Genomic DNA, 26,898 nt, shown 5'->3' with positions numbered 1-26,898 from the left:
CTTTATATATGTCATTAAAAATTCAAAACTGTTTTTGTTTTCGTTAAAAACCATATTTGCAGGGTTGTAGTAGTTTGCGTCCGCATCGCTTGCATTAGCTACGTTTGCGGCGCTCAGGGCCATACCGCTTAATGACTGTTCGGGGATTTTATAACCATTTCCAAAAAGAACGGCGCTTGTGATTATTGATAGGGCAATTATTTTTTTCATTTTCTCTCCTTTTTTTGTTTATTGTATAATTTTACAAAAAAAGGTGCCGATGTATAAAAAAGATTTTGATAACTTGAAAAAACTTCCTAATTATTGTGTATTTTTCGGAAATAATTTCTATTTAAAGGCATATGAAGATAAAATAACGGAAATTTTAAAAAATGAAAACATACTTAAAATGTATTACGAGGAGTATGATTTCGACAGGGCCAGACTGCATTTGAGCGAATCTTCTCTGTTCGGCGGGAAAAGCGTATTGGTAATCAGACACAACAAAATACCTCAAAATATCGATAAGCTGTTGAAATTTGCAAGAAACGGATATCTTTTTTTCTTTTATTACGGTAATAAAAAGCCGGATGTTTTCGGAGGCAGTTTTGTAAGGTTTTTTGAACCTTCTCTGAGGGAAATTGTCGAAACTATTGACGTTTATGCCGAAAAATACGGTGTTGAAATTTCCCGGGAGGCCAAACTTTATCTTGCAAGAAGCACGGAAAGCGTTTTTTTGGAAAAAGAGATGGAAAAACTTTCTTTGTATAAAGAACGGATTTCCTTAGAAGATGCTAAACGCCTTGTTTTCGAATATAAAGAGGAAAGTTTTGAAGAACTTTTCAATCTTATTTTAAGCGGCAGGGATTTTTATGAGCAGTTAAACTCTTTTTTAGAAACAAACGATTACCGCAGGATAATACCGGCTTTAATCAGATATGTAAAAAACCTGTATATGTATTATCTGTATATTAAAAAAACGGGTTCCTCTTCCCTTGAAGGTCTGCTCGGTTACAGACTTCCTCAGCATATTAACAAGCAAAGAGTGGAAATGGCCATTAAATTTAAGGAAAAAGATTATTATGAACTTTTGAAATATCTTTTGAAAAAAGAGCTTGAAATGAGAAATTCGGAAAAAAACAAAGAAGCGATATTTTGGGAAGCTATGAGTTATTTGAAACTTTTTAACTCTTTTTAAAAATTTTTTTTATTTTCTGCGCCGCTTTTGTTAGCCCCAGTCTCATTCCCGCAAATCTCATCATTTTCGCCATCTGTTTGTATTTGTTTTTTTCATAACACGGATTTTCACAGTTTCTGCATCTCGGCTTGGGATCATGAGGACATTCCTTTAGTCTTTGTACGGCATATTCTAAAAGCGAATGACACTCCTCGCATAATTCGGGTTCTATTTTTATTTCACTGTTTTTGTAATTAATATAATATTCTCTTTTCAGTCTGTTTTTATGTTTTTCCTTGCAGTATATCTGAAAAAATTTATCGAGCGTTTCCACTTCCTTTTTGAATTTGTCAACCGTCATTTAGAACCTTTTTATTTCAACCCAGTAGTCGTTGCCGCTGTTTTCCTTAAACTGTTTCATTATATAAAGGATTTCGTAACACACTTCGATAAGTTCCGGAGGTTTTTTTCCAAAAGCTATTAAGGCAACTTTATGTGTAATGTTTTTTTTGTTCAGCATAAAGGTTCTGTTAATGAGGCTTGTCAGTCTGCTTCCGAATTCAACGGCGGATTTGCTTTCCGTGTTTTGAAGAAGTAATATGTAATGGTTTTGAGTGTAGGGAACTTTTAAAAATATATCCGTTTTTCTTATGTTGGAAAGTGTTTCTTTAATGCTTTTTTCGGATGATTTTATAAACATAATCGTGTATTTTATGTTTTTCGTTTCATAAAGATGGTTTAAAAGTTCAAGATAATGTTTCAGTTTTTTTTGTAGGGAGATAAAAATTTTGAACTCTTTTCCGTCCAGAAGATATTTGTTTAAATCTTCGTTTTTTCTTTTTTTTCTTCTCATAGAACGCCTTTAAAGTTTTGTCTTATGGCCTCATACAGAATAATTCCCGCACTTACGGCCAGATTAAGGCTTCTGCCTTCTTTTGTCATAGGTATGGTAATACATCTTTCGGGATGTTTTTTTAATATGTTTTCGTCTATGCCTTTTGTTTCGCTTCCAAATATAATAAAATCGCCTTTTTTAAAATTTACGGAAAAATAAGGCGTTTTTGTTTTTGTCGTTGCAAAAAAACATCTCTTTATATCGGCAAAACTGAAAAATTCTTCACTGTTTTCCCATACTTTTAAGTCAAGCTTGTCCCAGTAATCGAGCCCGGCCCTTTTCACGGCTTTTTCGCTTATGTCAAACCCTATGGGTTTGACTATATGCAACTTAGCCCCTGCGTTTACGCAAAGCCTTCCTATGTTTCCCGTATTCGGCGGAATTTGAGGGTTAAAAAGAACGATGTTAAACACGTTTTGACCTTTTTATAAGATGTTCGAGTATTTTAGCCACAGCCTTAGGTTTTTTAAAAAATATATTCCTCAGTCTGTCTTTGATGATACGGTATTTTATCTCTTCGTTTAATTTTTCACTGTTCATTTTTCACTATTTTTAAAGAATTATCGTTTTGTTGGCATATACGAAAATCCTGTCTTCAATGGCTTTTTTGATTGCTCTTGTCAGAACTATTTTTTCAATATCCCGCCCCTGGACCCTCATCTCTTCCCAGCTCATTTCGTGATCAACCCTGATTACGTCCTGTTCGATAATGGGACCGTCGTCAAGGTTGTTGTTTACGAAATGTGCGGTTGCGCCTATGATTTTGACTCCTCTGTCATAAGCCTGTTTGTAAGGGTTTGCACCGATGAAGGCGGGAAGGAAAGAATGGTGAATATTGATTATTTTATTCGGGAACTCTTCTACGAAATTCGGTGTGAGTATTCTCATAAATTTTGCAAGTATTATAAAATCCGGGTTTGTGGGTTTTATGATTTCAAGCATTTCGTTTTCGTGTTCGACCCTGCTTTTTCCTTCGGCCGGAACATAATAAAAAGGGATGTCGAATTTTTCCACAAGGTCTTTTAAATTTTCCCTGTTGGCGATTACTCCGATTATTTCCACTTCCAAATCGCCCGAATACTGTTTGATTAAAATGTCGCCGAGCGCATGGGCTTCTTTTGTGGCAAGCAAGAAAAGTCTTTTTTTTCTTTTTTTGAAAATTTTAACATCTGCGCAGGGAACTTCTTTTAATATTTCGTTTTTTAGGTTTTCTTTGTCCACTTCACCGGCTATTACAGCACGGAAGAAGAATTTGTCGTTTTCTTTGTCGACGAATTCCTGCTGGGTTTCGATGTTAAAATCGTTTTCATAAAGAACTTTTGAAATTTTATATACAAGCCCTTTTTTATCGTCGCATTGAATCAAAAGAGTATATTTCATACTATCCCTTCTTTTTAATTAGGATTTTATCATAATTTTTGATTTCTGTCAGAATCGACTTTTTGGGATTTTCGGGATCTATTTTTCTCGGTCTGTATTTTTTCTCCCACAGGTTTTGCGATTTTATCCACTTTTCGCAGCACCTTCCGTTTAATATGCTGAATGTCTTTAAAGGGTGTTTAAGCGCAAGGGCGTAAAGAAACCTGTTTGTAACCCTGTGAGGCAGTTTTTTTATTTTTATCTGCCGTTTTAGATAATTAGGGAGGTTTAGGGAGTTTATAATTTTTTCCGCGGCGATGTTTTTGCAGTATCTTAAGTGGTATAAAAAATAACCTTCAATCGGATTTGTTTTGTAAATTTTGGCCAGACGGAAAAACTCTTTTTTGTTAAATGTAATATTTAAAAGTTTTTCTGCAATTTTTAACATTATAAAATAATAAAAGCCGTAATATAAATATTTGCTTTTAAACATTTTTTCAAATTCCATAAATATTCTATCTTTTGAAAGTTCGTTTAAATCGAGTGTTTTACAAAGTTGAATAGTTTTTTTATCGACTTTAAACTTCAACCTGCTTGCAAACTGCATCGCCCTTAAAACACGCAGAGGATCCTCGATGAAAGTTTTGTCGTCGATGTGTCTGATAATACGGTTTTTTATATCTTCAATACCTCCCCAGAAATCGAGAATTTCGTTTGTGTAAATGTTTTTCATAAGGGCGTTCATTGTAAAATCGCGTCTTTTTGAAGCGCTCTTTTCATCCTGTGTAAGTGCGACTTTAAATCCTCTGTGTCCTTTTGATGTTTTTGTTTCCGTCCTCGGAAGAGAGATGTCGAAATTTTTCCATTTATAAACGAAAAAGCTTTTACCCACACCTTTAGCACCGAGTTTTTGCATAAGCCTATCGAATGTTTCCGGATCTACGTCATATACCTCTATATCGAATTCTTTTGATTTAATTCCTAATATTTCGTCACGAACACACCCTCCGACTAAATATACACGGGAAGTAAAAGAAGCTAAAAATTTTTTAAGATAAATTAATTCTTCATTCTCCATTCTCAATTCTCAGTTATTTTTTGAGTTTTTCGTCAATTTTTACAAGCAGATATTCTAAAAAATTGAGCGTAACGTCCAGTTTTACATCAAGGTTTTCCGTATTGGGGGACTGAAGACCCTCAAAAAGAACCAATATTCTCTCTTTTATATGTTTTAAAAATTCTTCGTCGCATTTATTACTGTTTTCAGTCGAATCCTCTTCGTTTAGAGCCCCCGATTCTATCTCCTGAAGGGTTTCTAATATGGTCTCTTTTAAATCCATATCCTTCCTTAAATTCCGCTTAACCATTTTTCAAATTCGTATCTGTTTAACTGGTTGATTTCGTTGAATTCTTTCAGTTTTAAAACATTGACGCCTTCAAAAAATTTTCTTTTTTTTAATCTTTCCACGGCTTCTTTTATTTCCCTGTCGTCTCTTTGTTTTAAGAGTTCTTCATAAATTTCGAGGGCTTCTTGTTTAAACCCCTGCGCTTCAAGTATTCTTGCGTATATTTTGGTCTTAGTCAGCGGCATTGTCTGCTATTAAACTTCCCATTTCGCTTGTTGTCACCACTTCTTTAGCGTCAAAAGCGGCTAAGTCTTTTGTTCTGTAACCTTCTTTAAGAACCTTTTTAATCGCCTCTCTTATTCTTTCGGCCGCTGAGGTTTCGTTTAAAAAGTCAAGCATCATCGCTGCGCTCAGTATTGTCGCTATGGGATTGGCGATTCCCTGTCCGGCAATGTCAGGCGCGCTTCCGTGAATGGGTTCGAACAGCCCTACTTTTCCTCCTACGCTTGCACTCGGAAGAAGTCCGATACTTCCTACTATCATACTCGCTTCGTCGCTTAAAATATCACCGAAAATATTCCCCGTCAAAATAACGTCGAACTGTTTTGGATCCCGCACGAGCTGCATGGCGGCATTATCCACATACATATGTTCAAGTTCTACCTCAGGATAGTTTTTAGCGACTTCCTCCACAACCTCACGCCAAAGCTCACTGACTTCCAAAACGTTTGCTTTATCCACAGAAGTTACTTTTTTATTTCTTTTGCTCGCTTCTTCGAAAGCCACTTTTGCAATTCTTGCGATTTCGTCCCTGCTGTAAACCATTGTATTGTATGCTTTGTTGTCGTCTTTGTATCTCGGCTCCCCGAAATAAATACCGCCTGTGAGTTCTCTTACCACCGTCAGATCCACCCCTTTGATGACTTCGGGTTTCAGGCTTGAGGCGTTTACGAGTTCGTCGAAAATTATGGCCGGTCTTATGTTGGCAAAAAGGCCTAACGATTTTCTGAGTTTAAGCAGTCCCGATTCGGGTCTTTTTTCTTTGGGAAGGCTTTCCCATTTCGGTCCTCCTATGGCTCCGAAGAGTATAGCGTCGGAATTCAGGCTGCCTTTGACGGTTTCGTCGGGACACGGATTGTCGAACACGTCTACGGCGGCGCCTCCTAAAAGGTATTCGTTGTATTCAAGGTTAAAACCTTCCCTGCTTGCGACGGCATCAAGCACTTTTATGGCTTCTTCGACAATTTCAGGACCTATGCCGTCTCCTTTTATAATAGCGATTTTATAATTTTTCATCTTTTTTCCTTTAACATTTCTTTGGCGAAATTAATAAGTCCGCCAGCCGCTATGAGCTCTTGCATAAATTCGGGAACAGGTGTGAATTTGTAGTCTTTTCCCGTATCCACGTTGTGGATTATTCCGTTGTCGAGATCTATTTTTACCAAATCCCCCTCGTTTATTTCGTCGCTTTCAAGAAGTTCGAAAATAGGAAGCCCCATATTAAAACTGTTTCTGTAAAATATCCTTGCGAAGCTTTTGGCTATTACGGCCGCTACGCCCGCCGCTTTAAGCGCAATGGGCGCGTGTTCGCGGCTTGAACCGCTTCCGAAATTGTAACCGGCCACGATAATGTCGCCCGGTCTTACTTTGGACGGAAATTCCGGGTCCGCGTCTTCCATTACGTGTTTTGCGAGTTCGTGGGGATCCGACGTGTTTAAATATCTTGCCGGAATGATTAAATCAGTGTCGATGTTGTCTCCGAATTTCCAGACTCTTCCGGTGATTATGTTCATAAAAGTCCTTTTTTTGCTGAATTTTATCAAAAATGAGTTCAAAAAAGAAATCCGTATCCGGTTTATGTAAAACATATTATTAAATAAACACCGGATAAAATTAATATTTCGGGAATAAAAAAAGCCGCAGTTTTTTTAGCGAGCCGTTTTGAAAAAAAGAGCACTATTAGAAATTTTGTTAAAGTATTGCTTAATGAGGCGGTTGTTATGCCGGCAGCCGCGGAAGTTATTGACAGAGATTTTTTGCTCAGTTCGCCGAGGGAGAGCGTTATGGCGTCCACATCGGTAAATCCTGAGATAAAGGATACCACATACATTCCCGTGTTTCCGAAATTTTTATTTGCGTATTCCACCAGTGCGTAAATCAGTGCGAACAAAAAGGCGAATTTTAACGCTTCGTTCAGTTCAAGGGGGTTTTTTTCGAGTTTTTTAATTGAAGTGGTTAAATTTTGGGAGGATTTTTTGTAAAAATAGTACGAGTAGCCGAGTCCGTAAACAAAAGCTGCCGTGTAAGGAAAAAACAAGATTTTCAGCAGATCCGGGTTTGTAATATAAGCTTCAATAAGAACTCTTGCAAACATCAAAGAATTTGCCGCCACTATTGCCGATATGTATGTGTGCAGGGAGTTGTTTGTATTTTTGTACATGGCCGAAAGGGAAGCTGTTACGGCTGTGGAGCTTATAAACCCCCCTGCCGCCGCAGTGAATAAAATCCCCTTTTTTTCCCCGAAAAATTTTATACCCAGATAACCTGTAAACGAAAGAAGGGCTATTATTATGGCCATAAGCCATGTTTTGTAAGGATTAAACAGACCGAAAGGCCCTATCATTCTGTTCGGAAGTATGGGCAGAAGAATAAAACTCATAACCAAAAGCAGAACGCCCGCGTTTATCTCTTTAGCGGTAAGACTGCTTTCTATTTTTTTCAGTTTTGTTTTCAGATTGAGGGTAAGTACGGTTATAACGGCTATAAATACGGCGTAATCTGTCAGTTTGTAAAACACCAGCACGCCGAGGCAGAATGTTATCATAGCGGCTATGTGGGTTGTCGTTCCTTGTTTCGAATAACGGTAAACCTTTAAAAAATATGCCGTAGTAACGATGAGTCCTATGATGAAAAAGCTCGTTAAAAGGAAAAAATCGATTTTTTCATTAATCCATGCCGAAATATAGCCGAAAAGGGATATCAGTAAAAAAGTTCTGCTGCCGGCAAACCCCTTTTCGTTTTCCTGTGAAAAGGAAACGCTCCTTTCCAACCCTATAACAAGGCCCAAAACGGAGGTTATAAAAAGGGCTTTTAAAATTTCGGGCTGCATATTAAAGCCTTTTTAATAATTATAATAAAATTTTTGATAAAATTATGCAAAAAAAGGACTGATTTGAGAAAAGCCGTAGCATTTACCGGGCCGAGCAATTCCGGAAAGACCACTCTGATTGAAAAAGTGGCCAAGAGGCTAATAAGCTCGTATAAAATCGCCATTGTTAAAAACGATCCTTCCGATAAGGCGAAATTCGATACCGAAGGCAAAGACAGTTATAAGTTTTACCAGACCGGCGCGGAAGTGGTGGTAACGTCCCCTACGCGTACGACCTATTTTTCCCACAGACAGAAATCCCTTGACGAAATAGTCGAGATGATAAACGATTTCGACATTTTGCTCGTGGAGGGCCTTAAATATCTCCCTCTTCCGAGACTCGGAGTTTTTAGAGGAAGTGCCGATGAGAGCTATTTCAGGTATATAAAAGCCGTTGCGGTGGACGAAAGCGTGGACAGAAGCAAAATACCGGAAAACATAGAAATTTTGGATTTGAACGATACGGACCAGATAATCGAATGGGTGTTGAAAAACGCCGAAGACATATAAAGGAGCTAAAATGACGGAAATTATCAATTCTATTCAAAAAATAGCCGTTGAAATAAAAGACGCAATAAAAACGAAAGACACGGGGAAGGTGGAGTCGCAAAACGCAAGCGGCGACATTCAGGTAAAATTGGACGTTATAAGTGACGAAATAGTGGAAAAGTATCTTTTAAAAACACCGAGTGTAGCGGAAATAATAAGTGAGGAAAAAGAAGACGCCATGCCCGCAAACGAGAAAGGGGAATATCTTGTGGCGTATGATCCCCTTGACGGAAGCAGTCTGATTGACGTTGATTTGAGTGTCGGAAGTATTTTCGGTATTTACAAGGGCGGATACAGCGGGGCCAATATAGTTGCGGCCGTTTATGTTGTTTACGGTCCGAGGGTCGAAATGGTTGTGGCGAGGGATACCGTCGAACTTTTCAGGTTGAATGAGCGGACAGACGAGTTTGAATATGTAAAAGAGCTCAAACTCGGTGAAAAAGGGAAAATTTTAGGACCCGGAGGTACCCAGAAACACTGGTATCCTTATCATAAAGAAATGATTGACAGTTTTTTCAAAGAAGGGTACAGACTCAGATACAGCGGGGGGATGGTTCCCGATTTACATCAGATTCTTTTAAAAGGAGGGGGGCTTTTCGCATATCCCGCAACGGCTGATAAGCCGAAGGGTAAACTGAGAAAACTGTTTGAAGTGTTTCCTTTTGCGTATGTTTTCAATAAAGCGGGAGGTCTTGCGGTTGACGGGAAAAACGCTCTTTTGGACCAGGGAGTGGACGGATATCACGACACCACACCATGCTTTTTCGGAAGCAATTACGAAATAAAAAAAGTTTTAAAAACATACGAAGGGGCTGAATAATGAGTGACAAGTGTAAAACATATTATCTTACGACACCTATATATTACGTAAACGACATTCCACATATAGGGCATGCGTATACAACCATAATAGCCGATATGGTGGCAAGGTATGCAAGACTTAAGGGAATTGATACGTTTTTTCTGACCGGTACCGACGAACACGGGCAGAAAATCGAAGAGGCGGCTAAAAAAAGAGGAAAGTCTCCAAAAGAATACGCGGACGAAATAAGCGGTAAATTCAAAGCGCTTTGGGATGAGTTTGAAATCAGTTACGACAAATTTATCAGAACCACGGACGAAGCGCATAAAAAAGGGGTTCAAAAAGCGTTTTTGGATATGTATGAAAAAGGCGACATATATAAAGACTATTATGAAGGGCATTACTGTGTGAGCTGCGAAAGTTTTGTGGCCCCTTCACAGCTTGTAAACGACGAACTCTGTCCCGACTGCGGAAAACCTACGAGAATTATTAAAGAAGAAAGTTATTTTTTCAGACTTTCAAAATATCAGGACAGGCTGCTTGAGTGGCTCAAAAACAAAAAACCGATTTTACCCGAAGCTAAAGCCAACGAGGTTATAAGATTCGTAGAAGAGGGGCTTAAAGACCTCTCTATTACCAGAACGTCTTTTGAATGGGGCGTGAAACTTCCTCCCGAGATAAACGATCCTAAACATGTCGTTTACGTATGGCTTGACGCACTGTTTAATTATTTAACGGCGCTCGGATACGGCAGTGAAAACGACAAACTTGTAAAGAAATACTGGCCGGCGAAACTTCATATAGTCGGAAAAGATATTCTTAAATTCCATGCGGTTTACTGGCCGGCGTTTTTAATGAGCATAGGATATGAACTTCCGAAGGTGATAGCGGCTCACGGATGGTGGACGAGAGACGGTGAAAAAATGAGTAAAAGTAAAGGAAACGTCATCAATCCTAAAGACGTGGCCGATGCGTACGGGCTTGAGAATTTCAGATATTTTATGCTAAGAGAAGTCCCTTTCGGGGCGGACGGCGATTTCAGCGAAAAAGCTTTAATCGACAGAATCAATAATGACCTTGGAAACGATCTCGGCAACCTCTTAAACAGAATAATAGGGATGGCTTATAAATATTTCGGCGGAAAAATTACAAGCGAAAACGTGGAAAAATATTATTCAAACGAACTTAATGAAGCAAGAGAAATTGTTAGTAACTTAGAAGAAACGTATCTTTGGAAAATGCAGATACATAAATTTCTTGAAGAGCTTTGGAAAGTCCCTGCAATCGGAAACAAGGCAATAGATACGTATAAACCGTGGGAGCTTATGAAAAACGGTGAGGAGGAAAAAGCTCAGGCTCTTTTGGGACTAATTTCGAACCTGCTGGCTGTAACGGCTGTAAATTTGCATGCGGTTATGCCTAAAACCACTCAAAAAATAGCCTCTGCTTTGGGGTTTGAAATAACACCGGAAAGTTTCAAAAATATAATGGAAGGGAAGCTTCTTGAAGATTTCGTCATTGAAAAAATCCCTCCGCTTTTCCCTAAAATAGAAGCTCCTCTTATGAAAAAACCTGAGGTAAAAGAGGAAAAACCCCAGAATCTCATTACCATAGACGAATTTTTTAAAACCGAGCTCAAAATAGGAAAAGTCGTGGCTGCCGAAGAAGTGAAAAAGTCCAAAAAACTCCTGAGGCTTGAAGTGGATCTCGGCGAAGAGAAACCGAGACAGATCATAGCCGGGATTAAAGAATATTACAAACCCAAAGAGCTTATAGACACTTATGTGTGTGTTGTGGCAAACCTTAAACCCGCAAAACTTATGGGTATGATGAGCGAAGGAATGCTTTTAGGCGCCAAGGATGAAAGCGGATTTAGCCTGATTAGACCTGAAAAACCTAAAAAACCCGGAACACCTATAAAATAAGGGCTCAATTGAAAATAGAAACACTTGTGAATCTGATAGGGGGGGAGCTTTTAAATTCCCCTTACATCAGTGAGGTTACTTCTTTTACTGACGAACCGGAAAAAGTGGTAAGAGGGGGCTGTTTTTTTGTTTCCGATAAAAAGGATATAGAAAAAGCGGTTAAAAACGGCGCTTATGCAATAGTTTCGGAAAGTTATGAAAATATTACCGATAAAGAAATAGCCTGGATTAAAGCCGATTCCGTCGAAAAGGCCGTTATAGACATATTCAAATACGAAAACCTTAAAACGGAAATATATTACTGTGACAAAATCACCTGTCATATAATAGATAAGATGAACCTTAACAAAGAAGTCGTTATTTTAGAAACATATAAAGACCTCTTAAACGCGCTCAATCTTACCAACAAATATTTAGTTACCTCAAAACCGTTTTATAAGAATCTTTTTTCCAACGTCATAACGCTTTCTTCCGATGCCGTAACTCTTGAAAAAATCTCTCTTTTTAAATCCAAATACCGAAATACGGAGATAAACCTGCCGTTTGTTTACAGGGAAGAGTTTGCTAAGGCGCTGAGGTTTTTTGAAAACAACTCTTTAAAACATACGCTTGAATTTGAACTTGAAAGATTTAAACCGGTGTTTGTGGATTTTAAATTCAGAGAGGTTGAATACGGACAAAGTGAAAAGGTTCTTATAACGGGTGTTGAAAATGACGAATATTTTTTTAAAGAACTTAATTATTTAATTGAGAACACTAAACACGCGAAAACGTTTGTCGTAAATAAAGAATGTTCGTATCTTTTAAAGGAAAGTTTCAATTTTGCAATGGTTGTCGGTTTCAAACCCGAACTTAACGAAAAAAAAGAGGAGGAGAGTCTGTTTTGATAAAAATCGAATCTGTAAAAACAATTGGAAAAGGGAGGTTTTTAGAACTCAAAGAGGTTTTTTTTGATTATTTCGGCAAAAAAAGAAGATGGGAAGTGTGCAGCTCTTATGACAGTGTTTCCGTTTTAATATATGATACGGATCTTGATTCCCTTGTACTGGTAAAACAGTTCAGACTGCCCGTCTATCTCAAAAACGCCGAAGGCTATACACTTGAGCTGTGTGCGGGGCTCTGCGACAAGGATAAACCCAACATCGAAATAGCAAAAGAGGAAATATTAGAAGAGTGCGGATATGATGTGAATGTGAGCGGTATTAAAAAAATTACCTCGACGTGGGCGAATGTTGGAAACGGAGCTGCTAATCAGGAAATATTTTATGCCGAAGTAAATCAGGATATGAAAGTAAACGAAGGCGGCGGGATAGACGACGAGGATATAGAAGTCGTTTTAATTCCTTCGCATAAGGTGTATGAGAGTATATTCGACGAAGGAGTCGTTTTGACACCGGGGGCTAAATTTGCGATGTTGTGGTGGATATATAATATCAATGGAAAATGTAAAATGGACAATGAGTAAATGAACCTGATTACCTGAAAAGCGGCGGGGTGAAAAATAATTAAATATCTTAAATTAGCAAGTTTTCAGTTTTTTAAAAACATATAATTTAACCGGAATTGGTATAATAAAACATTTAAATAAAGAATAAAGGAGAAGATATGACGCACATATTTAGAGAATATGACATAAGGGGTATTTTTGAAAAAGATTTAACCGAAGATATCGTTAAAAAAATAGGCTATTTTTTAGGAAATAAAATCGACGGGGAATATGTTTTTGTAAGTTTCGACGCAAGAGAACATTCTCCCGTACTACACGACTGGCTTGTAAGCGGGCTGAACAAAGCGGGCAAAAAAGTGATAAGCGGCGGTATGCTGCCGACGGGGGCTAATTATTTTGCAAATTTCAGGCCTTTATGTATCGAAGGAGAGGGCCGTGTGGAAATCGGCGGAAGCATTCAGATTACCGGTTCTCACAATCCGCCGGAATATAACGGATTTAAAATCACTATTAACAAAGCGCCTTTTTACGGCAGGGAAATATATGCCCTTGCGGATGAGGTTTTAAACAGCGGTATAGAAATAGAAAACAACACACATACCGTAAAATACGATTTAAAAAACGATTATGTCGATTATCTTGCAAATCAGTTTTCCCATCTTAAAGGTCTTGAACTTAATGCGGTTTTTGACTGCGGAAACGGTGTGGCCGGTGTTGTTTTAAACGATCTGCTTAAAAAGGTTGGGGTTAAAGATTACGAAATACTGTTTGAAGAACCCGACGGTACGTTTCCAAACCACCATCCGGATCCTACCGAAGAGGAAAATTTAAAAGATGTTTACGAAGCTTTGAAAAAAGGAAGAAAGTACGCTTTCGCATTTGACGGAGATGCCGACAGAATAGCCTTTTTGGATCAGAAATACAATTATAAAGGCGACATTCTGGCGTATTTTTTTGCAAAAAAAATGAAAAATCCGTGTGTAATCAGCGAGGTGAAAGCTTCTCAGGTGATGTATGACGAAATAAATAAATTCGGGCGGGCAATTATGTATAAAACCGGGCACAGCAATTTAAAAACGCTGCTGAAAAAAGAGAACTGCGATCTTGCGGCGGAAGTAAGTGGCCATATATTTTTCAATGACAGATATTTCGGAATAGACGACGCCGTTTATGTGGCTTTCAGGATTATAGAGCTTATTAAAGAAGGTTTTGATTTTGCGGCGGAATTTGAAAAACTCCCTAAAGTGTACAACACCGACGAATTGAAAGTGAAAACCACAGAAGATAAAAAATTTAAAATCATAGACGAATTAAAACGTTATTTAAACGAACACAAAAAAGAGCTTCATATAAAAAACATTGTTGACGTCGACGGTGTGAGGGTTGTTTTTGAAGACGGCTGGGGACTTGTAAGGGCAAGCAATACGACACCTGTTTTAGTAACGAGGTTTGAAGCTAAAAGTGAAGACTCCCTTAAATCGATACAGAAAAAACTCGGAGATATATTAAATCGCTTTCTCTAAACCGGCAGTAAAAAACTGCTGTTTTCTTTCCTTTTTTTAATTTTATATTTTCTTTTTATATAACCCGGGTGTTTTGCTTTTCGTAATTAATAAACGGAAAAAAACGTTTCGAAAACCTTGATTGACATTGACTCAATATTATTGTATAATATTGCAATAAAATTTCATATATAGTATAATTCAAAGGAGGGGAAATGAGTAAAAGTTTGTATGAAGTTTTGGGTGTGAGCGAAAACGCAACCCAGGACGAAATTAAAAAAGCTTACAGAAAGCTTGCAAGAAAATATCATCCGGATATTTGTAAAAAACCGGAATGCGAGGAGAAATTTAAGGAAATAAACACCGCTTACGAAATCCTCGGAGATGAAGAAAAACGTAAACAGTACGATCAGATGGGCGATACGATGTTTAACGGACAGAACTTTCAGGATTTTTACAGGCAGCATAAAGATGTGGATTTGGAAGAAATCCTTTCACAGATATTCGGCGGAGGCTTTTCAAGACGCTCGTCAGGAGGATTCGGAGGTTTCGGATTTGACGGATTCGGCGGATTCGGTGGAGGTTTCGCGCCTGATTTGGACATCCACGCAAAAATTCAGATACCGTTTGATTTGGCCATGAAAGGCGGTGTTTATACCATTAACCTTAACGGGGAAAGTATTAAGGTAAAAATCCCTGAAGGAATAAAAACCGGTCAAAAACTGAGAGTAAGAGGAAAGGGTAAAACCCTTCAAGGGCACAGGGGCGATTTAATTCTTGAGGTTGAAGTAACCCCTCATCCTGAGTGGGAGAGAAAAGGGAACGATTTGTATAAAAAAGTGAATGTGCCTTTGAAAACAATGATGTTCGGCGGTAAAATAGGCGTGGATACGTTTAAAGGGCATATAAATGTAAAAGTGCCCCGAAATTCTAAGTGCTGTCAGAAACTCAGGGTAAAAGGTTACGGTGTGAAAGACGGTAATTTGTACCTGGAATTAAGACCCGTGTTGCCTAAAATTGAGGAACTGGATGAAGAACTGGTAAAATTGATGAAAGAGAAGTTGCCCGAATAATCAAGTTGGCGGACAGTCGCTTGCTGTCCGAAACCAATGAAAAAGGAGGTGAGAATGTACAGTTATGACGAACCGGTATATTTAATAAGCGTGGTGAGTAAAATATTAAACATCCATCCGCAGACGCTCAGGCAGTATGAAAGGGAAGGGCTTATTAAACCCAGCAGAACCGAAGGGAAAATGAGACTTTATTCTCAAAGGGATATAGACAGGTTAAAACTTATACTTTCATTGGTAAGGGATTTGGGTGTAAATCTTGCAGGTGTGGAAATAATTCTTCAGCTTAAAGAGGAGATAGAAAACCTTCAAAGGGAAATAGAAAATCTAAAAAAACAGCAGGGGCAGATTCCCAGAAACAGAAGTGTGGTAATAAAAAAAGAAAATTACCAGCTTATACTTATTCCTACCAAAGAAGACTAAAAAATATTAAACGGCAGTGTTATCGCCCTTTTAAAGAGTTTAAAAGGCGTGAGGAGAATGTCTTTTCCTATGTCTTCTTTAACTTTGGGGTTGTTTATATCCCCTTTAACCACCATTTTTACGTCTATGCTTCCGTCTTTTCCGAATAGCAGGTAACTGAGCCCTTTTCCTATTATAGGAATCTTTTTCAGTTTCATTTTCATATTGGCAGTTATTTTCAAAAATATATAATTTTTATTGAAATCCACATATCCCTTACCGTAAAAATCCAGATTTTCACCTGTTATTTTCGCTTCTTTTATGTAAAGTATTTTTTTGTAAAGAAGATAGTTTACATATCCTTTTTCTATTTTATATCCTTTAGAGGAAAAACCCGGCGATGAAAACGATAAAAGGGACGGAACCGTGTTGATAAACGCTATGATGTTATTAAGTGTTTTTAATTCTTTTACCACTGCATGGTTAATGTAGATTTTACCCGTATAAAAATCGTCAGGGGATTTTACCAGTACGAAATCAAGGTTTATTTCGTTAAAGAAATTGAATTTAGGAAGGAACGCTTTAAACTCTTCGTTTGAAAAATTGTGTCCTTCCATCAGCAGATAATTGTTTTTCGTATAACCTTTTACCGATGAGTGTTTAAAAATTGAATGGAATTTAAGTTTGTTGTTTTTATACTCGAAAGTGGAAGTCTGTGAGAGAAATTTATGTGTTTTATATATTAAGTTTGCATTGTTCGAATAAAGATAAACACTGTAATTGAAATCGTTGCTTGTGTTTTCGGATTTCAGCATAAGTTTTTCAAGCGGTAGCAGGTTTATATCCCAGTTTTCTATCGACGCTTTTATCTCCTTGTCGTTGATTTTTATTTTTACATTGTCGTTGAACACCTCGATAATTTTTCCTACGTTTATGTTTAAAAACGTTTTGTGTATTACGCCGCCTACAGGCTGTTTGGTTAAGGGGTCGTTGTTGTGTCTGTAAAATATCGGAAGTTTAAGCAGAAAATATGTGGTGATATCCATATTTTTACCGAAAGTTATTAAAAGGATGCCGTTTTTTACAAATTCTTTAAAAGCGGTGTATTTTAGGATCTTTTCAAGGGGGTTTATTATCAGCATTTTTTTGTAAAAATCTATGAAAACGGAAGAATTGACTGTTTTTAATATGTTTTTGTTAAAGTCTATAACGGCTTTTTCTTTATAATTTTTAAGGTTTATAATGTTTTTTATATTAAAATCCACCGTCCCTTCAAGCGATATTTTGCTTTGATTGAAATCAACTTCTCCGTTTCCTTCGAATCCGAGAAAAAGATTTTTATTGAAAAACAGTTTGCTTTTTTCCGTTTTGAAAGCAAGGCTGTCGTTTGTTATCAGGATGTGCGAGTCAGGTGTGAATATACTGAAATCGTATAATTTGAAAAGGGAGTTTTTTGTATGTATCCGTGTGTTTACGTGTAAGTTTTTAAAATGGTTGTAAAAAGAGACGGAAGCGTTTATTTCGTTGCGGCCTCCTATCTGGGTAAGCGGTACGTCTATGGATAAAAATTTTTTTATCAGAGCTTTGACGTTTTTGTCGAAGAGGGAGTCTGAAGCAAGGATTAAAGTGTTTTGTCCGAACGTAATGTTTTTTGCTTTTACATTATTTATCGAAGCGTTTCGGGCTTTTATCGTTTTTTGTTTAATATTCGCTTCTATTTCGTTAATTTCCGTATCGAACCCGTATAATTTGCCTTTTATTTTATGTGTGAATATTTTTTTAAGATCTCCTAAAATTTCGCTTGATTTCAGTTTAACGTTTTTAGAGACGAATTCACCCCTGTCGAGTGAATAAAAAGTGTAATTGTTAAAGATGTTTAACAGATTGTCTTTCAAAATCACCTTGTATGTTTTGTCTTTTATCGAAAGGGTTCCGTTTTTAAAATTTAGGTTTTTTATGTTTTTAAAAATAAGTTCGTTTTGTTTCATATTAACCGTGTATTTTAAATATTTGAAAGAAATATGCGAAGAATTTAATATTAAAAATTCGTTAGGTATGTTATATGAAAGTTTCAGCCCCCGCACATAAACGGATTTAAAATTCTTAAACTGTGTGCAGCTCAATGATTCTGCTCTTAGGCGTATGTTTTTATCCGTTGTCTTAAAGGAAAGTTTTTTAATTCTACACCCCATTTTTTTGTATTTGAATTCGGCTGAGTTTATATTTGCCGATATTGCGTATTTCAGATAATTCAAATCTATTTTTCCAAAGAGGGAAACATCCTGGAGTTTAACAGGTATAATATAATCGTAAATGATTTTTTTTCCGAAGAGATCCATTGTTAAAATATTGTTTTTTTGAAGGGCGGCGTCAAAATCTATCCGCTTTTTGTTAAGCTCCCCGAAACCTTCGGCGGTTATTAAAGAATCGTAAAATTTCAGGTTTACAACCACGTTTTTGAGCAGCAGACCGTAAGAAGGAATTGAAATGTATATGAAATTTACGTATGAATGTTTTATGTCCGGATTTAAAATGGCTTTTGTCTTTATAAAGTCTGAAAACAGTGTGAGTCTGTTGTTTTTGATTTCGACACTGTCGATTTTGTATTTGTCATAATATAGCGATTTTATTGAGATGTCTTCGAAAATACCTGAGTATTTTGTAAAAGTCAGTATTGTTTTGTTAAGATTGGCGGCCTGTTTTGTGTAATTTTTATTGTTTTCGATTTTAACGCCGTTTATTTTGAGTACAATTTTATGATCTATTTTTAAAAAAAGTTTTTTTACGTAAACGTTTTTAAATCTGATGTCGTATAAGTAAATACCTTTGAAAAGGGATATAAACAATATGAATAAAAAAAGAATAATCGTAAATGCTATGGCTTTGACCGAATTGCTGCTTGTGTTCACTGTTTTCGCCCTTTTTTATTTTACAAGAGATGTACGTACGGACAGGGTTGTTTATATACCCAACGGCAGTGTTAATTATACTATAAAATCATTGCAAAAAAGAGGATATGACGTCGGGTTTTTCGATAAATTTTTATTATATTTCATAGGTTCCCCACAGGCGGGCTGGATTGATCTAAAAAGCGGGAACCTTACTAAACTTGATTTTTTGTATAAACTTACCACTTCGAAAGCGGCGCTTGTTAAAATAACCATTATACCCGGTGAAACCACGTATTACGTTTATAAAAAAATAGCCGGAAAATTGAAGCTGAAGAAACTGAACTGCAGCTTTGAGGAAGGCTTTTTAAAACCCGAGACATATTTTCTGCCTATAGGTATGAGTGAAAAAAATGTCTGTGCCTATCTTAAAAGAAAATCGCTTGAGTATCATAAGGAGATTTGTAAAAAAATATTCGGTAAATTTAATTATGACAAATATAAAAAATATCTCATAATCGCAAGTATTATTCAAAAAGAGGCGGCCGGTACCGACGAAATGAAAAAAATAAGCTCCGTTATATACAACAGGCTTAAAAAACATATGAAGCTGCAGATGGACGGCAGTTTAAACTACGGAAAATATTCTCACAGAATAGTAACCCATTTTATTATTCAAAACGACAAATCAAGATTCAACACATACAAATATTACGGTCTGCCTTCAGTACCCGTGTGCATTCCGAGCCGTGAGGCCGTTATTGCGGCAATATTTCCTGAAAAATCAAAATATTTGTATTTTGTAAAATGCGGAAGTAAACATCTTTTTGCGGTCACATATAAACAACATTTAAGAAACATAAAAAAATGCAGGAAGTAGTTTCATTTAGTAACATTCAAGTTCATTTAAAAATAAAAATTGTTACTTTTCGTATAAAAGGTGATAAAATTTAATCAATAAAAAAACCAAAAGGAGAATATATGGCGAATCCTACAATCGTATGGACAAAGATTGACGAAGCACCGTACTTGGCGACATTCAGTTTACTTCCGATTATGGAGGCTTTTACAAAAGATGCGAATATTAACTGGGAACTTAGAGATATTTCACTTGCGGGAAGGGTTATTGCTGAATTTTCAGATATGCTGCCTGAGAACTTAAGACAGTTTGACGAGCTTGCGTATCTCGGTGAGCTTGTAAAAAAACCTGAAGCAAACGTAATTAAACTTCCGAACATTTCGGCTTCGGTTCCGCAGCTTGTTGCGACAATTAAAGAACTTCAGTCTCAGGGATACCCTCTGCCTGATTTTCCGGAAGAGCCTAAAAACGCAGAAGAAGAAAAAATTAAATTAAAATATTTAAAATGCGTAGGCTCAAACGTTAACCCGGTACTTAGAGAAGGTAATTCCGACAGAAGACTTGCGGAGCCTGTTAAAAACTACGCAAAAATGCATCCGCACAGCATGAAACCTGTTAGTTCCGATTCTAAATCTTATGTTGCCCACATGGAGAAAAAAGACTTCTACGAAAGCGAGCAGAGCTTTACAAGCGATAAAGACCAGACTGTAAAAATCGTATTTGAAGACAATGCGGGTAACAAAAAAGAGCTTAAAGAAGTTCCTGTGGAAGCGGGAGAGGTTTTCTCTGCGGCAACATTAAACGTAGAAGAACTGAGCAGATTCTTTGACAAAGTAATAAGCGACGCGAAAGAAAAAGACATTCTGTTCTCTTTACACGTTAAGGGAACAATGATGAAAGTGTCCGATCCTACCTTCTTTGATTATGCGATCAGAGTATATTACAAAAAACTTTTCGACAAATTCGGAAAAGTTCTTGAAGAAATAGGATTCAACCCGAGAAACGGTTTGGCTGATTTATATGCAAAACTTGACAAACTTCCTGAAGAGAAGAAAAAAGCGATTCTTGACACAATCGATGAAATCTATAAAGAGCAGCCGAGACAATATATGGTGGATTCCGATAAAGGAATTACGAATCTTCACAGACCGAACGACGTAATTGTAGACGCTTCAATCCCGGCTACAATCAAAAACGGACTAAAAGGCTGGGGACCTGACGGTGAAGTGGAAGATTTGGTAATCACTGTACCTGACAGAACTTATGCAACAATGTATAAAGAAATTGTAGCTGACATCGTTAAAAACGGACAGTTCGATCCTACTAAAATCGGAACTGTTCAAAACGTAGGCCTTATGGCTAAAAAAGCTGAAGAATACGGAAGCCATGACAAAACGTTTTTCGCACCGACTGACGGTAAATTCCTTGTACTTGACGGTGAAGGAAACACACTGTTTACTTTCGAAGTCGGAAAAGGCGACGTGTTCAGAGCGTACAGCGCAAAAGACATCGCAATTAAGGACTGGATCAGACTTGCGGTTGAAAGAGCGAAAGACAGCGGACTTCCGATAGTGTTCTGGCTTGACAGCAACAGGGCTCATGACGCTCAGCTTATCAGAAAAGTTTTAAAATATATGCCTGAATATGATCTTGAAGGTGTTGAATATTACATTATGGCACCTCAAAAAGCCATGAGATATACCCTAAGAAGATTCAGAAACGGAGAAGGCACTATTTCCGTAACAGGAAACGTACTAAGAGATTATCTGACTGACCTCTTTCCGATTATTGAAGTCGGAACGAGTGCAAGAACACTTTCAATCGTTCCGTTGCTTGCAGGCGGCGGATTATATGAAACAGGTGCCGGCGGTTCTGCTCCTAAACATGTTGAACAGTTCATTAAAGAAGGTCACTTAAGATGGGACAGCCTCGGTGAATTCCTTGCAACCGTTGAATCGCTTAAACTTGCAAGAAAACAGGGAGCGAACGAAAAAGCGGAAATTATTGCCGACGCACTAAACAGAGCGGTAGGCAAATATCTTGAAAACGACAAAACACCAAAAAGAAAAGTAGGTCAGCTTGACAACAGGGGAAGCCATTATTATTTGGCGAGATACTGGGCTGATGAGCTTGCAAACTGCGGTGATGCCGAACTTGAAGCTAAATTTAAACCGATTGCGAAAGAACTTAAAGCGAACGAAGAAAAAATCTTAAGCGAAATTGCGGCAGCGGAAGGCAAACCTGCTGAAATCGAAGGATATTACCATCCGAACGAAGAAAAAGTGGCTGAATATATGAGACCGAGTGAGACATTTAATAAAATTATAGATGCTTTAAGATAATCCCTTTTCGGGATTATTTTATTTTAAAGGCTTAAAATGTCAAATAAAGTATCAATAGTGGGTGCGGGAAATGTCGGAAGTATCGTTGCATATTCTCTTGCAATGCAAGGGCTTGCTCATGAGATAATTCTTGTTGACAGGGATACGGACAGGGCAAAAGGTAAAGCGCTTGATATGAGCCATGCCGCAAGTGCTGTGAGAAGCCATTCCATTGTAAGAGCTGCACGTAGTTATGTAGACGTAAAAGGAAGCAAAGTTGTCGTAATAACCGCGGGATTTCCAAGAAAACCCGGAATGACGAGAGAAGATCTTTTATTCAAAAACGCTGAAATAATGAAAGATGTCGTCACTCAGGTAAAAGAAGTGGCTCCCGATGCGATTTTGATAGTCGTGTCGAATCCGCTTGACGCAATGACTTATACGGCTCTTAAAGTTTCGGGTTTTCCAAAAAACAGAGTGATCGGAATGGCTGGGATTCTTGACAGTGCGAGAATGGCGTATTTTATTTATGAAAAATTAGGATACGGAGCCGGTCAGATCAGGGCGAGCGTAATAGGAGGGCACGGCGATTTTATGGTGCCGCTTCCTAAATATTCTACTGTTGCGGGTGTGCCTTTGAGTGATCTTTTGTCTCAAAAAGAGATTGACGAAGTAGTTGAAAGAACCAAAAAAGCCGGTGCCGAGATTGTTGGTTACCTTAAAACGGGAAGCGCGTATTTCGCACCCGGAAAATCGACGGCTATTATGGTTGAGGCTATTTTAAGGGATTCAAAACAGATATTCCCGTGCGCGGCATATCTTGACGGGGAATACGGGTATAAGGATATTGTAAACGGAGTACCGGTTATGATTGGTAAAGACGGTGCCGAAAAAGTTATAGAAGTAACTCTTGATCCGTGTGAAAAAGAGCTTTTCAGAAAAAGCGTAGGCGCCGTAAAAGAGATGGTGGATATTTTAAACAAAGACTTTTTAAAGGATGTAAAATGAGAGTAGTTAAATATGACGATATAGTAAAATCAATCAGGGATATGATTATCTACTCAACAACCCACTTGGCTCCCGATATGCTTGAAGCGCTTAAAAAAGCGTACGAAGAGGAAAAAAGCGAGGTCAGCAAGGCTGTTCTTAAACAGCTTCTTGAAAATGCCGAAATAGCGGAGAAAGACTGGAAACCTTTATGTCAGGACACAGGGCTTGCTATATATTTCGTCAAAGTCGGAGAAGACGTAAAAGTTGAAGGCGGAACTTTAAGGGATGCAATTTATGAAGGAACGAAAAAAGGGTATGAAGAAGGGTATTTAAGAGCTTCTACATGCGACTGCTTTACAAGGGCGAACCTTAAAGACAAAGCGGGATACAACCTTCCTCCGGTGATATATTTTGACCTTGTGCCGGGTGATAAAATAGAAATCGAATACGCCGCAAAAGGCGGTGGAAGCGAAAACGTATCGCGCGCCACCGTTTTGGCTCCCGCTCAGGGTAAGCCGGGAATTAAAGAGTTTGTAAAAAAAGTCGTAAGCGACGCGGGTCCGAACCCTTGTCCTCCGTTGGTGGTAGGTGTAGGTATCGGAGGAAGTTTCGATATGGCGGCTGTGATGAGTAAACATGCACTTTTCAGAAGTATCGGAACTGAAAACCCGGATCCGGAAATGGCGGAATTTGAAGCCGAGCTTAAAGAAGAGCTCAATAAACTCGGAATCGGTGCTATGGGTATGGGCGGTACTCAGACCGTACTTGCCGTACATATTGAAACGTATGAAAACAGAATGTGTCATATCGCATCATTACCTGTAGCGGTAAATATTCAGTGTCACAGCAGCAGACACTCTCATATAACCATTTAAGGAGAAACAATGGCTGAATACAGATTAAAAACTCCGTTAACCGATGCGGACGTGGAAAAATTAAAAGCAGGGGATATCGTATATCTTACGGGAGTAATCTACACGGCAAGGGATGCGGCTCATAAAAGACTTGTGGATTTGATTGAAAAAGGAGAAGAACTTCCTTTTGATCTTAAAGGCAGCGTTATTTATTTTGTCGGTCCTACCCCTCCGAAACCGGGTGACCCTATCGGAAGCGCGGGGCCTACTACGAGTTACAGAATGGACAGTTATTCCCCTATACTGATTGAACACGGTCAAAAAGGAATGATCGGTAAAGGGAAAAGAAACGAAGCGGTAAAAGAAGCGTGTAAAAAATATAAGGCGGTGTATTTCGGAGCCACAGGCGGTGCTGGGGCTCTGCTTGCACAGAGAATTAAAAAAGCCGAAGTTATCGCCTATCCGGAATTGGGACCCGAGGCTATCAGAAAACTTGAAGTGGAAGATCTTCCCGTCGTTGTCGTCAACGACTGTTACGGTAATGATTTGTATGAGCAGGGAAGAGCCCAGTGGGAACAGAAATAATTATTTAAACTATTGAAAGGAGTATAGATGAACATTCATGAATATCAGGCAAAAGAGATATTTAGAAAATACGGTGTGCCGACTCCGAGAGGCGGCGTTGCGTTTACCGGGCCGGAGGCAAGAAGAGTGGCTGAAGAGCTCGGAGGGGATTTATGGGTTGTAAAAGCCCAGATTCATGCAGGTGGAAGAGGTAAGGCCGGCGGTGTAAAATTGGCAAAAAGTCTTGATGAAGTGGAAAAAATCGCCGAAGAGATGCTCGGAATGACGCTTGTGACCCATCAGACAGGGCCTGAAGGAAAAGTGGTAAAAAAAGTTTATATCGAAGAAGGTGCGGATATTAAAGACGAACTATACCTTGGTATGGTGCTTGACAGAGCACTTGAAATGCCTGTAATGATGGCTTCAACAGAAGGCGGTATGGAAATTGAAGAAGTAGCGGCAAAAACACCTGAAAAAATTATTAAAGTGGCAATCGACCCTGCAATAGGATTCCAGCCGTTCCATGCAAGAAAACTGGCATTCGGACTCGGGCTTCCTAAAGAAGAACAGAGAGAATTTATTAAATTCGCTACCGCTTTATATAAAGTGTATATGGACAACGATGCCGAAATGATAGAAATCAACCCTCTAATCAAAACGGGTGACGGAAAATTTTTAGCACTTGACGCAAAAATGGGATTTGACGACAACGCGCTTTATAAACACCCTGAAATTGCTGAAATGAGAGATTTGGACGAAGAAGAGCCTACTGAAGTGGAGGCTAAAAAATACGGATTAAGCTATATTAAACTTGACGGTAATGTCGGATGTATGGTTAACGGTGCCGGACTTGCGATGGCCACTATGGATATTATCAAACACGAAGGCGGAGAGCCTGCGAACTTCTTAGACGTCGGTGGTGGGGCTAATCCCGATACGGTTGCGAAAGGATTTGAAATAATTTTAAGCGATCCTAACGTTAAATCGATTTTCGTTAATATTTTCGGAGGTATCGTAAGATGTGACCGTATAGCAAACGGTATTTTACAGGCGACCGAAAAAGTAGAAGTAAACGTTCCTGTAATCGTAAGACTTGACGGTACAAATGCCGAGGAAGCTGCTGAAATTTTAAGAAATGCGAATATTAAAAACATTGTTCCAGCCGAAAATCTTAAAGACGGTGCTAAAAAAGCTGTTGCTGCTGCGAAAGGAGAGCTATAATGAGTATTTTGGTTAATAAAGACACAAAAGTAATAGTTCAAGGTTTTACAGGAAAAGAAGGGACTTTCCACGCCGAACAGTGTATGGCGTACGGAACGCAGATTGTCGGGGGAGTCACACCTAACAAAGGCGGGATGACTCACCTCGGAAAGCCTGTATTCAATACGGTGGCTGATGCTGTTGAAGCTACGGGTGCGACTGTGAGTATGATTTTCGTTCCGCCTGCATTCGTTGCCGACGCAGTTATGGAAGCTGCCGATGCGGGTATCGAACTTGCCGTAATTATTACAGAAGGCGCACCTGTTAAGGATATGATGTATGCCAAACATTACGCTCAGAAAAAAGGCATGAATACAATCGGACCTAACTGTCCCGGAATCATTACAGCTGAAGAGTGTAAAATCGGAATTATGCCGGGTAATATTTTCAAAAAAGGAAATGTCGGACTTATTTCTAAATCAGGTACACTTACTTACGAAGCAAGTAACCAGGTGGTAAAAGAAGGATTCGGTATCACCACTGCCGTCGGTATTGGTGGAGACCCAATTATTGGTTTAAGTTACAAACAACTTTTACCAATGTTCGAAGCTGACCCTGAAACCGAAGCAATCGTTATGATCGGTGAAATCGGAGGGGATCTTGAAATTCAGGCGGCAAAACTTATAAAAGAGCAGATCAGCAAACCTGTAATTGCGTTTATTGCGGGTCAGACTGCGCCTAAAGGTAAAAGAATGGGGCATGCAGGCGCAATTATTAGCGGAAGTAAAGGTACTGCGGCTGAAAAAATGGCGGCGCTTGAAGAGGCCGGCGTTTATGTTGTAAAATCTCCTGCGGATATCGGTGCAACCGTCGCTAAAGCTCTTAAAGAGAAAAAATAATTCCTCTTTCTTTTTCTTTTTTTTTGTTAATAATTCTAGTGTCTGTCACTAATTAAGATGGTAGAAAAAAGTAAAACAAATAATTAATGAAAAAAATTATTTTTATAAACATAAATTTGCTTTGATATAATTCCAAATATTTTAAATAAACATATAGGAGCTTTATGTATAAAATAGAATGGATTAAAGAAAAAAACATACCTAGATTAAATGATTTCACGAGTGAGGTAATAATGCCTCCAAGACCCGTTTATTATGAAGAATTGGATTTGTTAGGGTTTAATAAGTATTGGAATTATCCAAAATGTGAAGAACCTTTGCTTTGGGCGATTGGTAGGGATTATTATTATCATGGTGAGAAAATAGCAAAAACAGTAGGTGGGGATTTATATAATGCCCCGAAACTTGAAATTTATAAAAAGGATATTTCTTTAAAACCTGTAAATTTAGAAGAACTTATTAATGAAAATAAAAAGCAGATCGAAACTTTAAAAAATGAAGCAATAGAATTTATAAAAAAGATTTATAAAGAATATAAAGATAAGGTTGATTTTTTTGTAGTTGCTTTTAGCGGAGGAAAAGATTCTCAGGTATTGCTTGATTTGGTTACCATTGCGCTTGAACCGCGGCAATATAAGGTTGTTTTTACAGATACAACAATGGAACTTCCGCAAACTTATGAAACTATTAAAAGAACCCAAAAACATTATCAAAAAATATAC

The 26,898-nt window shown here is 38.1% G+C and carries 29 protein-coding genes and 1 pseudogene; 17 read left to right on the top strand and 13 right to left on the bottom strand.

Annotation, left to right across the window (positions count from 1 at the left end; genetic code table 11):
- A pseudogene (locus ACXJIE_RS00315) lies at positions 1–210 on the bottom strand (OmpP1/FadL family transporter); the annotation flags it as partial.
- A gap of 49 nt (positions 211–259) precedes the next feature.
- Between ACXJIE_RS00315 and ACXJIE_RS00310 the strand changes: the two are divergent.
- Entirely contained in the window at positions 260–1,177 is a 918-nt protein-coding gene (locus ACXJIE_RS00310) for a hypothetical protein (protein WP_456478988.1), read from the top strand.
- Here ACXJIE_RS00310 and ACXJIE_RS00305 read toward each other — a convergent pair.
- The 11 genes from ACXJIE_RS00305 to ACXJIE_RS00255 all read right to left on the bottom strand — a co-directional run bounded on the left by ACXJIE_RS00305 (position 1,164) and on the right by ACXJIE_RS00255 (position 7,865).
- Positions 1,164–1,517, bottom strand: a complete 354-nt coding sequence (locus ACXJIE_RS00305) for a nitrous oxide-stimulated promoter family protein (RefSeq protein ID WP_456478987.1) — start codon at positions 1,515–1,517, stop codon at positions 1,164–1,166. The two genes, ACXJIE_RS00310 and ACXJIE_RS00305, sit on opposite strands and share 14 nt — an antisense overlap.
- Entirely contained in the window at positions 1,518–2,009 is a 492-nt protein-coding gene (locus ACXJIE_RS00300) for a hypothetical protein (protein WP_456478986.1), read from the bottom strand.
- Positions 2,006–2,464, bottom strand: a complete 459-nt coding sequence (locus tag ACXJIE_RS00295) for a tRNA (cytidine(34)-2'-O)-methyltransferase (RefSeq protein WP_456478985.1) — start codon at positions 2,462–2,464, stop codon at positions 2,006–2,008. The genes ACXJIE_RS00300 and ACXJIE_RS00295 overlap by 4 nt, the downstream gene beginning before the upstream one ends.
- Positions 2,457–2,591, bottom strand: a complete 135-nt coding sequence (locus ACXJIE_RS00290) for a flagellar M-ring protein FliF (protein WP_456478984.1) — start codon at positions 2,589–2,591, stop codon at positions 2,457–2,459. Before ACXJIE_RS00290 ends, ACXJIE_RS00295 begins: the two co-directional genes overlap by 8 nt.
- 12 nt (positions 2,592–2,603) lie before the next feature.
- Positions 2,604–3,431 carry a formyltetrahydrofolate deformylase gene (gene purU, locus ACXJIE_RS00285; protein WP_456478983.1) on the bottom strand — a complete coding sequence of 276 codons (828 nt, stop codon included), beginning with the start codon at positions 3,429–3,431 and terminating at the stop codon, positions 2,604–2,606.
- 1 nt (position 3,432) lies between these two features.
- Positions 3,433–4,488, bottom strand: a complete 1,056-nt coding sequence (locus ACXJIE_RS00280) for a tRNA nucleotidyltransferase/poly(A) polymerase-related protein (protein ID WP_456478982.1) — start codon at positions 4,486–4,488, stop codon at positions 3,433–3,435.
- Between the two features lie 13 nt (positions 4,489–4,501).
- A complete protein-coding gene (locus ACXJIE_RS00275; RefSeq protein ID WP_456478981.1) occupies positions 4,502–4,750 on the bottom strand; it encodes a CiaD-like domain-containing protein in 249 nt (82 codons plus the stop codon).
- 8 nt (positions 4,751–4,758) lie between these two features.
- Entirely contained in the window at positions 4,759–5,001 is a 243-nt protein-coding gene (locus tag ACXJIE_RS00270) for a tetratricopeptide repeat-containing protein (protein WP_456478980.1), read from the bottom strand.
- The gene (gene leuB / locus ACXJIE_RS00265; RefSeq protein ID WP_456478979.1) at positions 4,988–6,052 is read right to left on the bottom strand and encodes a 3-isopropylmalate dehydrogenase; all 1,065 of its coding nucleotides are present in this window, start codon (positions 6,050–6,052) and stop codon (positions 4,988–4,990) included. The genes ACXJIE_RS00270 and leuB overlap by 14 nt, the downstream gene beginning before the upstream one ends.
- Positions 6,049–6,549: a 3-isopropylmalate dehydratase small subunit gene (gene leuD, locus ACXJIE_RS00260; RefSeq protein ID WP_456478978.1), complete on the bottom strand. Its 501-nt coding sequence runs from the start codon at positions 6,547–6,549 to the stop codon at positions 6,049–6,051. The genes leuB and leuD overlap by 4 nt, the downstream gene beginning before the upstream one ends.
- Before the next feature lie 62 nt (positions 6,550–6,611).
- Positions 6,612–7,865 (bottom strand): MgtC/SapB family protein, encoded by a 1,254-nt coding sequence (locus ACXJIE_RS00255; RefSeq protein WP_456478977.1) that lies wholly within the window; start codon positions 7,863–7,865, stop codon positions 6,612–6,614.
- Positions 7,866–7,928: 63 nt separating this feature from the next.
- Between ACXJIE_RS00255 and mobB the strand changes: the two genes are divergently transcribed.
- The 8 genes from mobB (at position 7,929) to ACXJIE_RS00215 (ending at position 15,622) form a co-directional block, all read left to right on the top strand.
- Positions 7,929–8,414 carry a molybdopterin-guanine dinucleotide biosynthesis protein B gene (gene mobB, locus ACXJIE_RS00250; protein WP_456478976.1) on the top strand — a complete coding sequence of 162 codons (486 nt, stop codon included), beginning with the start codon at positions 7,929–7,931 and terminating at the stop codon, positions 8,412–8,414.
- Between the two features lie 10 nt (positions 8,415–8,424).
- Positions 8,425–9,273: a class 1 fructose-bisphosphatase gene (locus tag ACXJIE_RS00245; protein ID WP_456478975.1), complete on the top strand. Its 849-nt coding sequence runs from the start codon at positions 8,425–8,427 to the stop codon at positions 9,271–9,273.
- A complete protein-coding gene (metG, locus tag ACXJIE_RS00240; protein WP_456478974.1) occupies positions 9,273–11,180 on the top strand; it encodes a methionine--tRNA ligase in 1,908 nt (635 codons plus the stop codon). Before ACXJIE_RS00245 ends, metG begins: the two co-directional genes overlap by 1 nt.
- Before the next feature lie 8 nt (positions 11,181–11,188).
- On the top strand, positions 11,189–12,067 hold the full coding sequence (locus ACXJIE_RS00235) for a hypothetical protein (RefSeq protein WP_456478973.1): 879 nt from the start codon (positions 11,189–11,191) through the stop codon (positions 12,065–12,067).
- Positions 12,064–12,645 carry an NUDIX hydrolase gene (locus tag ACXJIE_RS00230; RefSeq protein WP_456478972.1) on the top strand — a complete coding sequence of 194 codons (582 nt, stop codon included), beginning with the start codon at positions 12,064–12,066 and terminating at the stop codon, positions 12,643–12,645. The genes ACXJIE_RS00235 and ACXJIE_RS00230 overlap by 4 nt, the downstream gene beginning before the upstream one ends.
- A 140-nt stretch (positions 12,646–12,785) precedes the next feature.
- Positions 12,786–14,150: a phosphomannomutase/phosphoglucomutase gene (locus ACXJIE_RS00225; protein WP_456478971.1), complete on the top strand. Its 1,365-nt coding sequence runs from the start codon at positions 12,786–12,788 to the stop codon at positions 14,148–14,150.
- Between the two features lie 194 nt (positions 14,151–14,344).
- Positions 14,345–15,202 carry a DnaJ C-terminal domain-containing protein gene (locus ACXJIE_RS00220; protein WP_456478970.1) on the top strand — a complete coding sequence of 286 codons (858 nt, stop codon included), beginning with the start codon at positions 14,345–14,347 and terminating at the stop codon, positions 15,200–15,202.
- A 54-nt stretch (positions 15,203–15,256) separates the two neighbouring features.
- Positions 15,257–15,622 (top strand): heat shock protein transcriptional repressor HspR, encoded by a 366-nt coding sequence (locus tag ACXJIE_RS00215; RefSeq protein ID WP_456478969.1) that lies wholly within the window; start codon positions 15,257–15,259, stop codon positions 15,620–15,622.
- On the opposite strand, the gene ACXJIE_RS00210 is transcribed toward ACXJIE_RS00215, so the two are convergent.
- Entirely contained in the window at positions 15,619–18,510 is a 2,892-nt protein-coding gene (locus ACXJIE_RS00210) for a YhdP family protein (protein WP_456478968.1), read from the bottom strand. The genes ACXJIE_RS00215 and ACXJIE_RS00210 overlap by 4 nt on opposite strands.
- Here ACXJIE_RS00210 and mltG point away from each other — a divergent pair.
- The 8 genes from mltG to ACXJIE_RS00170 form a co-directional block, all read left to right on the top strand.
- Entirely contained in the window at positions 18,449–19,369 is a 921-nt protein-coding gene (gene mltG / locus ACXJIE_RS00205; protein WP_456478967.1) for an endolytic transglycosylase MltG, read from the top strand. The two genes, ACXJIE_RS00210 and mltG, sit on opposite strands and share 62 nt — an antisense overlap.
- Positions 19,370–19,470: 101 nt before the next feature.
- Complete coding sequence (locus ACXJIE_RS00200) at positions 19,471–21,690, top strand: NADP-dependent isocitrate dehydrogenase (RefSeq protein ID WP_456478966.1); 2,220 nt, start codon at positions 19,471–19,473, stop codon at positions 21,688–21,690.
- A gap of 36 nt (positions 21,691–21,726) precedes the next feature.
- Positions 21,727–22,677, top strand: a complete 951-nt coding sequence (gene mdh, locus ACXJIE_RS00195) for a malate dehydrogenase (RefSeq protein WP_456478965.1) — start codon at positions 21,727–21,729, stop codon at positions 22,675–22,677.
- Entirely contained in the window at positions 22,674–23,534 is an 861-nt protein-coding gene (locus ACXJIE_RS00190; protein ID WP_456478964.1) for a fumarate hydratase, read from the top strand. The genes mdh and ACXJIE_RS00190 overlap by 4 nt, the downstream gene beginning before the upstream one ends.
- A gap of 9 nt (positions 23,535–23,543) precedes the next feature.
- Entirely contained in the window at positions 23,544–24,098 is a 555-nt protein-coding gene (locus ACXJIE_RS00185; protein ID WP_456478963.1) for a Fe-S-containing hydro-lyase, read from the top strand.
- Positions 24,099–24,125: 27 nt separating this feature from the next.
- Positions 24,126–25,298: an ADP-forming succinate--CoA ligase subunit beta gene (gene sucC, locus ACXJIE_RS00180; RefSeq protein ID WP_456478962.1), complete on the top strand. Its 1,173-nt coding sequence runs from the start codon at positions 24,126–24,128 to the stop codon at positions 25,296–25,298.
- Entirely contained in the window at positions 25,298–26,176 is an 879-nt protein-coding gene (sucD, locus tag ACXJIE_RS00175; protein ID WP_456478961.1) for a succinate--CoA ligase subunit alpha, read from the top strand. Before sucC ends, sucD begins: the two co-directional genes overlap by 1 nt.
- A gap of 164 nt (positions 26,177–26,340) precedes the next feature.
- Positions 26,341–26,898, top strand: a 558-nt coding sequence (locus tag ACXJIE_RS00170; RefSeq protein ID WP_456478960.1) for a phosphoadenosine phosphosulfate reductase domain-containing protein, incomplete at its 3' end; no start/stop codon positions are given.

Source organism: Nautilia sp., from assembly GCF_053994455.1.
This window is presented reverse-complemented; position numbering and strand designations above follow the sequence as displayed.

Bases quoted from the DNA above. Each gene is read 5' to 3' on its own strand.
- ACXJIE_RS00215 (WP_456478969.1), top strand. From the start codon at position 15,257: ATGTACAGTTATGACGAACCGGTATATTTAATAAGCGTGGTGAGTAAA.
- ACXJIE_RS00190 (WP_456478964.1), top strand. From the start codon at position 22,674: ATGAGAGTAGTTAAATATGACGATATAGTAAAATCAATCAGGGATATG.
- sucD (WP_456478961.1), top strand. From the start codon at position 25,298: ATGAGTATTTTGGTTAATAAAGACACAAAAGTAATAGTTCAAGGTTTT.
- ACXJIE_RS00225 (WP_456478971.1), top strand. From the start codon at position 12,786: ATGACGCACATATTTAGAGAATATGACATAAGGGGTATTTTTGAAAAA.
- ACXJIE_RS00305 (WP_456478987.1), bottom strand. From the start codon at position 1,517: ATGACGGTTGACAAATTCAAAAAGGAAGTGGAAACGCTCGATAAATTT.
- sucC (WP_456478962.1), top strand. From the start codon at position 24,126: ATGAACATTCATGAATATCAGGCAAAAGAGATATTTAGAAAATACGGT.
- ACXJIE_RS00300 (WP_456478986.1), bottom strand. From the start codon at position 2,009: ATGAGAAGAAAAAAAAGAAAAAACGAAGATTTAAACAAATATCTTCTG.
- mdh (WP_456478965.1), top strand. From the start codon at position 21,727: ATGTCAAATAAAGTATCAATAGTGGGTGCGGGAAATGTCGGAAGTATC.
- ACXJIE_RS00255 (WP_456478977.1), bottom strand. From the start codon at position 7,865: ATGCAGCCCGAAATTTTAAAAGCCCTTTTTATAACCTCCGTTTTGGGC.
- mltG (WP_456478967.1), top strand. From the start codon at position 18,449: ATGAATAAAAAAAGAATAATCGTAAATGCTATGGCTTTGACCGAATTG.
- leuD (WP_456478978.1), bottom strand. From the start codon at position 6,549: ATGAACATAATCACCGGAAGAGTCTGGAAATTCGGAGACAACATCGAC.
- ACXJIE_RS00245 (WP_456478975.1), top strand. From the start codon at position 8,425: ATGACGGAAATTATCAATTCTATTCAAAAAATAGCCGTTGAAATAAAA.
- metG (WP_456478974.1), top strand. From the start codon at position 9,273: ATGAGTGACAAGTGTAAAACATATTATCTTACGACACCTATATATTAC.
- ACXJIE_RS00310 (WP_456478988.1), top strand. From the start codon at position 260: ATGTATAAAAAAGATTTTGATAACTTGAAAAAACTTCCTAATTATTGT.
- ACXJIE_RS00280 (WP_456478982.1), bottom strand. From the start codon at position 4,488: ATGGAGAATGAAGAATTAATTTATCTTAAAAAATTTTTAGCTTCTTTT.
- ACXJIE_RS00270 (WP_456478980.1), bottom strand. From the start codon at position 5,001: ATGCCGCTGACTAAGACCAAAATATACGCAAGAATACTTGAAGCGCAG.
- ACXJIE_RS00185 (WP_456478963.1), top strand. From the start codon at position 23,544: ATGGCTGAATACAGATTAAAAACTCCGTTAACCGATGCGGACGTGGAA.
- ACXJIE_RS00220 (WP_456478970.1), top strand. From the start codon at position 14,345: ATGAGTAAAAGTTTGTATGAAGTTTTGGGTGTGAGCGAAAACGCAACC.
- leuB (WP_456478979.1), bottom strand. From the start codon at position 6,052: ATGAAAAATTATAAAATCGCTATTATAAAAGGAGACGGCATAGGTCCT.
- ACXJIE_RS00275 (WP_456478981.1), bottom strand. From the start codon at position 4,750: ATGGATTTAAAAGAGACCATATTAGAAACCCTTCAGGAGATAGAATCG.
- ACXJIE_RS00200 (WP_456478966.1), top strand. From the start codon at position 19,471: ATGGCGAATCCTACAATCGTATGGACAAAGATTGACGAAGCACCGTAC.
- ACXJIE_RS00290 (WP_456478984.1), bottom strand. From the start codon at position 2,591: ATGAACAGTGAAAAATTAAACGAAGAGATAAAATACCGTATCATCAAA.
- purU (WP_456478983.1), bottom strand. From the start codon at position 3,431: ATGAAATATACTCTTTTGATTCAATGCGACGATAAAAAAGGGCTTGTA.